Origin of the sequence: Salinivibrio sp. PR6 (genome assembly GCF_001995955.1) — a bacterium.
In the GTDB taxonomy this organism is placed as follows: Bacteria; Pseudomonadota; Gammaproteobacteria; order Enterobacterales; family Vibrionaceae; genus Salinivibrio; species Salinivibrio siamensis.
This window is the reverse complement of sequence record NZ_MUFA01000037.1, coordinates 1-4,879: the sequence shown is the minus strand read 5'-3', so window position 1 is coordinate 4,879 and position 4,879 is coordinate 1. Positions and strand designations below refer to the sequence as shown.

The window sequence follows — 4,879 nt, the reverse complement described above, 5'->3', positions numbered from 1 at the left end:
ATTAAATTAGAGAGGTGATAATCATTTAAACTCCTACCCATAATGAAAAAGATCGGATTCTTGGGCATTAGTGTTGCTATTCTCCTCCTTAAAGAATCATATTCATCATCATAGATTCCGAGTTAGGGTCCTAACCGAGAATTGAGAACAGATTCTGACTATTGGTGACGCAATTCCCCCACCTCAAAGAACCATGTTCATCATCATAGGTTCCAAGTTAGGATCCTAACCAAGAATGCTCATCGGAGTCTGGCTGCGATTGATACTGCTATCTGTCTAGCCAATACCAACCAAGTTCATCACTACAAATTCCGAGTTAGGATCCTAACCAAGAATGCTCATCGGAGTCTGGCTGCGATGGGTACTGCTTTCTGTTTAGCCAATACCAACCACGTTCATCACCACAAATTCCGAGTTAGGATCCTAACCAAGAATGCTCATCGGAGTCAGGCTGCGATGGGTACTGCTATCTGTCTAGCCAATACCAACCACATTCATCATCACAAATTCCGAGTTAGGATCCTAACCAAGAATGCTCATCGGAGTGAGGTTGCGATGGGTACTGCTATCTGTCTAGCCAATAGCTACCACATTTATCATCACAAATTCCGCGTTAGGATCCTAACCAAGAATGCTCATCGGAGTCTGGCTGCGATGGGTATTGCTATCTGTCTAGCCAATACCAACCACGTTCATCACTACAAATTCCAAGTTAGGATCCTAACCGAGAATGCTCATCGGAGTCTGGCTGCGATTGGTGCTGCTATCTGTCTAGCCAATAGCAACCACATTCATCATCACAAATTCCGCGTTAGGATCCTAACCAAGAATGCTCATCGGAGTCTGGCTGCGATTGATACTGCTATCTGTCTAGCCAATACCAACCACATTCATCATCACAAATTCCGAGTTAGGATCCTAACCAAGAATGCTCATAGGAGTGAGGTTGCGATTAGTACTGCTATCTCCCTAGCCCAATAGCAACCATGTTCACCAAGTTAGGATCCTAACCTAGAAAAACAAGCTAGGCATCCTTACGGTATCAGCGACTACCGATGCATTACTTGAATCACAAGTGGACAAAAATATATGTCATACTTACTTTTTGTGATTACTTATGAGCATTGAGATGAAGATTGTGACTGCATTAGAGCGCCTGCATAGGTTTGACAAGCAAGGCATACACGTTTATCGGAAGAGTGATCTCAGAAGGTTATTTTTTGATGATTCACCTACAGCATTCCAACAAAGCCTGCCACGCTTAGTAAAAGCAGGAGTAATAGAGCGAGCGTGTAACGGTGTTTATGTATTCTCGTACAGTCGTCATAAGGGCGGTTATACCATTGAATACATTGCTAAATGCTTGCGAAGGGGAGAGTACAATTACATCTCTCTAGAATCGGCACTCTCAGAGTACAGTGTCATTTCACAAGTAATGATTGATCGAATTACTATCATGACAACAGGGCGTAAAGGGGAGTTTAGAACGCCCTACGGCGTAATCGAGTTCACACATACAGAGCGTGATGATATTGATATTATCAGTAATACCATATCTTCAGATCGGCCCCTTCGGATTGCGAAGAAAGAAGCTGCGATTCGAGATTTGAAGAGGGTTGGTAGAAACACGCACTTGATAGTGATGAATGATGATTAAGGCAGACACGGGTACTCCCCCCAAAAATCGCACAACTCACTTCTGGACAATTCCGAGTTACAGTATTTGCTAAATTAGTAGTTAGCGGACGAATTGAGGTATGGCAATACCTTCTCTACGCAGAATGGGCTACCTTGAGGTGCGTGTCTACAGATATGGTGGTGTTATACTTCTCCATGAACTAATAGAGTATTGCCATGTACTAATGGGAGAGTTTTTAGTTTTAAATACCTGTTTTTTATCAGTTGTTTAAGGGTTTTTTCTCTTTTCTATTCTCTAGAAAGATTATGCGAAGACATATTTAAAGACAGCAATGCTTCATGTAAAAAGTACTCATGTTCTACGTATTTGAAGGTTTTCAGGAGGTAGTGATGTTAGAGCTGTTTTTAAGTAGTTTGGAGAGGGTCGCTAAAATACAACCTGAGATAACTATCCTCATTCTAGTGTTAGCCTTATTAGGTAGTGACTTGATCTCGTTCATCAATGACTTTATGGCGGTAATGAAATGACTTTAATGCTCTGGTCTAAAATGCCCTCGAAATGGATTGCAGAGGGAATACTAAGAGAGTCCTTTAGTGGTGGTAGGAGTGTTAGTGATGATATCGCTGCTTTGAAGTTGTTCATTGTACTGTGTCTTCTTGCCAAGCAAGTTAACCGTTCGACTGGTAGCTCGGTGGATGATGTTTTGGAAATCAGGGCAACATATGATCAGCTTACAGATATGTGTTCACTGAGCCGTTCTTTGGTGTCTAGAGGCTTAAAGAAGTTACACATAACAGGGTTGTTATCATCCGCTGGTGTTCGAACAAAAACATATACTTTTACTCAAGGAGTCTACCGAGGATGGTGCAAGCTTCCAAAAAGAGCGCTTGTTAAAAATGAGGAAGAAATCCCAGCGATGAAAGCTTTTCTCAATAGGTATTCCCACGAACGTGATGCTCTAAAATGCTTTTTGTACATACTTGCTAGTCGAAGCAATAGTAGAACTTACGTCGATCTTAGTCGGGGAACTATAGCCAAAAAGACTGGCGTAAGTCTGGATGCTATTGATGGCGCTATCGGATTTCTGCAAAGCACTAGTTTGATTTCTAAAGTAGAGGACAAAGGCTTCTTGGCTAACTCTATTCGTCGTGATTTGTCAGAACGACTGCATAGGTACTGGGTGATTGGTAGCAGCAGTTTGAATTACAAGACATATTCGGTTGAAAGTGAAGACTCTATTCTTGTTAGGGAACCATCGTTGTACTTTATGGAGAACAACAGGAGATAATGCATATTTCATTCTCACGTAATTCAATAATTTATCTATTAATTCAATAGGTTAACTAACGTATTGAGAGGTTGGACTGTTCAGTGATACATAATTTCTAGATGTGCTGAATTCAGATAACTTTTGGTAAGGTAAAATCGTATTACTAGAATGTGCATGAGTATTTGCTCTAAGTGAAAATGGGGCAGACGTTTGTCGCGGTTAGTGAGAAAGCAACTACTAAGAAAAACTTATGAGTTGAAAGGCAACTGAGAAGGATTTCTTCCTAGTTGTCAGCACGGAATGGGGCAGAAACGAGTCTAACCGAGGCATGTCTATAGAGTTTCAGATATCGTTGTTTCTCTTGACCTCTAAGATAGATTTTTGACCCTGACCCGACGGTGTTTATGATCGGTCAAATGTTACGTGATCGCATAATATCATAATTTCAATAACTATCAGTTAGTTAATGATAATTTTCAGTGCCTTGGTATCGTTGTTCTTCTATCCTGTCTAAACACTTACGTATTTCGTTCTGCTCGCTCCTGCACCTCGGCTTTTATGGAGAAGATCGCTCATAGACCACGTAAAAGTGTTTCTTGATATCGCTCGTAGACCTTAGGTTGTCTGAATCGAAAGGAGTTCGATGAGAGTAGGACATCGTTGTTTCTCTTGACCTCTAAGATAGATTTTTGCCCCTTGCCCAACGACGTTTATGATCGGTCAAAGGTTACGCGAGTGCGATACCTCAAAATTTACATGACTATCAGTTATTTAATGACCACTTGCAGTACTTTGTTATCGTTGTTCTTCTATCTTATCTAACCACTCACGTATCTCGTTCTGCTCGCTCGTGCACCTGGGCTTTTATGGTGAGGATCGCTCATAGACCAGAATCCTTTTTAATAAATAACAACTTAAATACAATGGGTTATGGTCAAATCCATCTAGAAGAGGCTCACTCCTAGACCATAAAAATTTTCTTTTAGAGATCGCTCGTAGACCTTAGGTCGCTGAATCCAAAGGGGATCGATGAGAATCGGATATCGTAGTTTCTCTTGACCTCTCTGCCATGAAAGTGGCGTCCATTCGCATAGCGAATATAACTATCCACTTTTTCTTTCAGAACAGCGTCGTATACACTAGGATTCCGTTACTTCATTCTGAGAAGGATACTCATGAAAGCTCGCATTGGGGTTGCATCGGAAGATCTCATCCGTAGGCATATGATTAGTGTGGCTGCGAGCAACATTAGTCATAACAAGCATCTACCTACATTTTGGTTCACATCACTAGATGAAGTCTCAAAGTTACTGTGTAATGAAAATATCGAAATAATGCTTCTGATCAGTAGAGAAAAGCCTGAAAGTCTAGCTGAGCTTGCGGAGATTAGCTGTCATCATATCCACGAACTGTCACGAAAAATCGACGCCTTATCATCAAAAGGGTTTATCCAGTTTGAGGAGAAAGGGAATGCTTGCCGACCTATCGCTCTATTTACTGACTTTGAGGTCCTTCTGGGCAAAGAATTGGAGATTACACTGCAAGAAGGCTATCTTGCATGATACCGAACACTCGTTACTGCGGCGCATGTCTCTTGGGTAGCACAGCTTCATGCTGTGCAGACTCGAATGGTGATTGTTCTTAATACTTCCCGTCTAGGCCAACTTGATAGTCATCGATGATCTCTTCCAGTTCTATTTTGAAGGCTTCAGTTACTTCAACTAGCTTATCAGTATTGGTAGAGATAGCGTGATCAAGCAAGTCAAGAGGTTCATTTAGCGTAACTTCCTCACTATCCTTTGATTCGGCTTGCTCGTTATCACTTCTTGTAGCCTTGGCCTCGTTCTTCATGTCAGCCTCACCCATAAAAATGCCTGCCGTAAAGCACGGTTGTAGCACAATTACACTCTCGCCAGCCCCTGAGAAGTTTCCTCAGCAAAAAATCTTATTTTTTACAATAAAAACAATTT

General features: G+C 41.4%; 4 protein-coding genes. 3 read left to right on the top strand and 1 reads right to left on the bottom strand.

The window, feature by feature from the left end:
* Window positions 1-1,117: 1,117 nt before the first annotated feature.
* From abiEi to BZG72_RS15835, 3 genes are all read left to right on the top strand, one after another.
* On the top strand, window positions 1,118-1,657 hold the full coding sequence (gene abiEi, locus BZG72_RS15845) for a type IV toxin-antitoxin system AbiEi family antitoxin (RefSeq protein WP_077608915.1): 540 nt from the start codon (window positions 1,118-1,120) through the stop codon (window positions 1,655-1,657).
* Window positions 1,658-2,162: 505 nt separating this feature from the next.
* Window positions 2,163-2,927 (top strand): hypothetical protein, encoded by a 765-nt coding sequence (locus tag BZG72_RS15840; RefSeq protein ID WP_077667264.1) that lies wholly within the window; start codon window positions 2,163-2,165, stop codon window positions 2,925-2,927.
* 1,157 nt (window positions 2,928-4,084) lie between these two features.
* Window positions 4,085-4,471, top strand: a complete 387-nt coding sequence (locus tag BZG72_RS15835; RefSeq protein ID WP_077667263.1) for an HVO_A0114 family putative DNA-binding protein — start codon at window positions 4,085-4,087, stop codon at window positions 4,469-4,471.
* A 79-nt stretch (window positions 4,472-4,550) separates the two neighbouring features.
* Here BZG72_RS15835 and BZG72_RS15830 read toward each other — a convergent pair whose 3' ends face one another.
* A complete protein-coding gene (locus BZG72_RS15830; RefSeq protein ID WP_077609141.1) occupies window positions 4,551-4,760 on the bottom strand; it encodes a hypothetical protein in 210 nt (69 codons plus the stop codon).
* Between the last annotated feature and the right edge of the window lie 119 nt (window positions 4,761-4,879).

Bases quoted from the DNA above. Each gene is read 5' to 3' on its own strand.
- abiEi (WP_077608915.1), top strand. From the start codon at position 1,118: ATGAGCATTGAGATGAAGATTGTGACTGCATTAGAGCGCCTGCATAGG.
- BZG72_RS15830 (WP_077609141.1), bottom strand. From the start codon at position 4,760: ATGAAGAACGAGGCCAAGGCTACAAGAAGTGATAACGAGCAAGCCGAA.
- BZG72_RS15835 (WP_077667263.1), top strand. From the start codon at position 4,085: ATGAAAGCTCGCATTGGGGTTGCATCGGAAGATCTCATCCGTAGGCAT.
- BZG72_RS15840 (WP_077667264.1), top strand. From the start codon at position 2,163: ATGACTTTAATGCTCTGGTCTAAAATGCCCTCGAAATGGATTGCAGAG.